The following is a 2,694-nucleotide window of genomic DNA, read 5'->3' on the forward strand; positions in this document are numbered from 1 at the left end:
CTCATAAAACACCACCATAATAATGAATAATTAATAATTGATAATTGATAATGAATAATTACGGATGTAATTTGTTCCAAATTACTTCAAATTAATTTTTATGGAGCTACCTTTTTGGCAACTCCATATTTATAAGTTACTTAAATAATAAATATTAAATTTACTATTTCATTTTTTTCATAGCTTTTTTCATATCATTTATCATTGATGAAAATTTTTCTTTAACGTCTTCTCCAGCATCTTCAACTTTATCCATTAAATCTGCCATTTCTTCTGCTATTTCTTGTGTAAGTCTACCTGATTTAACATGTCTATAAAGCTTTTTCATCTTCTTTTCCATTTCTTCCATGACTTTTTCACCTCCATGCTAACTATAATTATTTTTTACCAAAAATAATTAATTATACTAGCAAAGATCTGAAAGTTAATTATATTTTACCTCACCTTAGTTTTTCTTTTTTTGTAAATTTAATATTTTTCATTAAACTTATAGTTATTATAGCAACTATGCAACCTAGTAACATTCCAACTAAAACATCTGATGGATAATGTACAAACAAATATAATCTAGAAAATCCTATTAATATAGCTAATATAAAAGCCACTATCCCAAACTTCTTATTATAATAAGCTATTATAAAGGCTGCAACAAAGGAAGATGCTGTATGCCCAGAAGGAAAAGAATACGATGTCGGCGGATTAATTATTATATCTATATCTGGATATGTAATAAAAGCTCTTGGTCTTTGCACTATATTTTTTATTATTCCTTCACCTAAAATTGTAGTTAATAGTAGGCCTACGAGTAATACTAATCCCAGTTTTCTATATTTATTATTTAATAAAAATAAAATACCAATTACTATCCATATAAATCCATTATCTCCTAAAGTGGTTATACCCACCATTAATTTATCCATAACTGGATTTGAAAAGTTTTCCCTAATAAAATTTAAAATATTTATATCTATATTACTTATTAAATTTATCATAATTCCCTCTTTAACTATCTATTTGATACTAATTATATTTCTTTCATACTAACTATATTCATTTTACAATTATATCTCCTTTATATTCTTTAGACAAGTTAGCTAATTAAGTGTCTCTATGTTCTATCGCACAATGAAAAATTAAGAGTGCAGAATGAAAAATCAATGAGGCTATTATGAGAATAAAATCTCACAATAGCCCCTATAGTTATTTTAAATGCACATTATTTATTTTTAATTTCTTTATTCATTTCCATTAACTCTTTAGCTAAATCTTTAACAGTTTCTGCACTCATAAGTTAATCTTCTGCATGCATTATTATTAAAGAAAACTCAAGTTTTTTTACCATTGACTTCATTTTGAATTAAACCTGAATGGGCATAAATCAATACACTAACAGCCAAACATATACTTCCAACTACAAGCTCCATAATTTCTCCACCAGTACCTATGAATGGAATAAGCGGTCCAGGGGTTGTTCAAAGAACAAGATAGGCAATATGTGGTATAATCTTAAAGAAAATGAAGGCATATCCAATAAAAATATTTACTATTGGTATTATTAAGAATGGTATAATCAATATTGGATTTAATACTATAGGTAATCTAAAGATTATTGATTCATTAATATTAAATATTCCAGGTGCAAGAGATAATTTTGCAATACCCCTTTAATCTTTCATTTTAGAGAATAAAAATATTTCTATTATTAATCCCAAAGTCATTCCTGAACCACCATAATTAGAAAAAGCATCAGTTAAAGCCTAGGTTGTTTCGTATGGAGCTCCCCAAGCTGTTCCATTGGCTTGAACGAAAGCTAAGTTAGCTTGATTTGCTTCTGAGAACATAGTATCTTTTACTGCTGCAATAGTATTAGGTCCATGAATACCCATTATCCATAATAGGTTTGATACTATAGCAAATGTAGCTACTGAGAATATACTGTCTCCAATTTTAGTTAATGGTGCTTGCAATGAATTATATATTAAAGTATGAATTCCACCACCATCTGTAACCTTTAATAATAAGAAATTACCAATTGAGAAGCCCATTACAACTATTATTATTGGAAGTAATATCTTAAATGTTCTAGCAACTGCAGGTGAAACTTGTTCTGACATTTTTATAAAATCATCCATAATAACCTTTTATATTAATTCCTTCTTTATACCATGCCCTTCTGCTTAATATGAAGCAGATACTGCTCCAAACAAAAAGTCTTTTTCGAACTTCATTAATTAATCTTATATTATAAAAAAAGTCTAATTTAAAATAATCCATCACTTTACATTTATTGTATAGTAAAGGCTCGTACCATAAGGTGATTTACTTTTAAATGTTGATTTTAAATGTCTTTCTAAATCTGCAGCTGACAATTCTGTTTCAGCTGAGTAAACTATTTTAATTCTATTTTTATCATCTAGAACTGTTAACTTAACCTTATCATCTTCAAAGTTATCAAAAAACCCTCTTATAAATTTCATTTGAACTCCATTTATTTCTACTTTATGCATACCAGTACCTCCTAATCAATTATTGCAAAATTAGCTTTAATTTAATTTTACAATAATTTCATTTTAAAAACTTCTTTTTAGAACTAAATAAAACAAATTTCATTTTTTATAATTTGTTTTATTTATGTAACAAATTGTTATCTTTATTTTATTAATTTTATAGATAAAAATATGTGAATCTAAAGAT

Annotated in this window: 3 protein-coding genes and 1 pseudogene; all 4 read right to left on the reverse strand. The window is 26.4% G+C overall.

Annotation, left to right across the window (positions count from 1 at the left end):
* Positions 1-163: 163 nt before the first annotated feature.
* Positions 164-349, reverse strand: coding sequence for a hypothetical protein (locus tag E6248_RS15210; RefSeq protein WP_316341616.1), 186 nt, complete (start codon positions 347-349; stop codon positions 164-166).
* 91 nt (positions 350-440) lie between these two features.
* A complete protein-coding gene (locus tag E6248_RS15215; RefSeq protein ID WP_396335161.1) occupies positions 441-989 on the reverse strand; it encodes a phosphatase PAP2 family protein in 549 nt (182 codons plus the stop codon).
* 483 nt (positions 990-1,472) lie between these two features.
* Positions 1,473-2,132, reverse strand: a pseudogene (locus tag E6248_RS15220) (PTS transporter subunit EIIC).
* Positions 2,133-2,273: 141 nt separating this feature from the next.
* Positions 2,274-2,507, reverse strand: a complete 234-nt coding sequence (locus E6248_RS15225; protein ID WP_316341618.1) for a hypothetical protein — start codon at positions 2,505-2,507, stop codon at positions 2,274-2,276.
* Positions 2,508-2,694: the final 187 nt, after the last annotated feature.

Source organism: Clostridium sp., assembly GCF_032552055.1.
Classification (GTDB): domain Bacteria; phylum Bacillota; class Clostridia; order Clostridiales; family Clostridiaceae; genus Clostridium.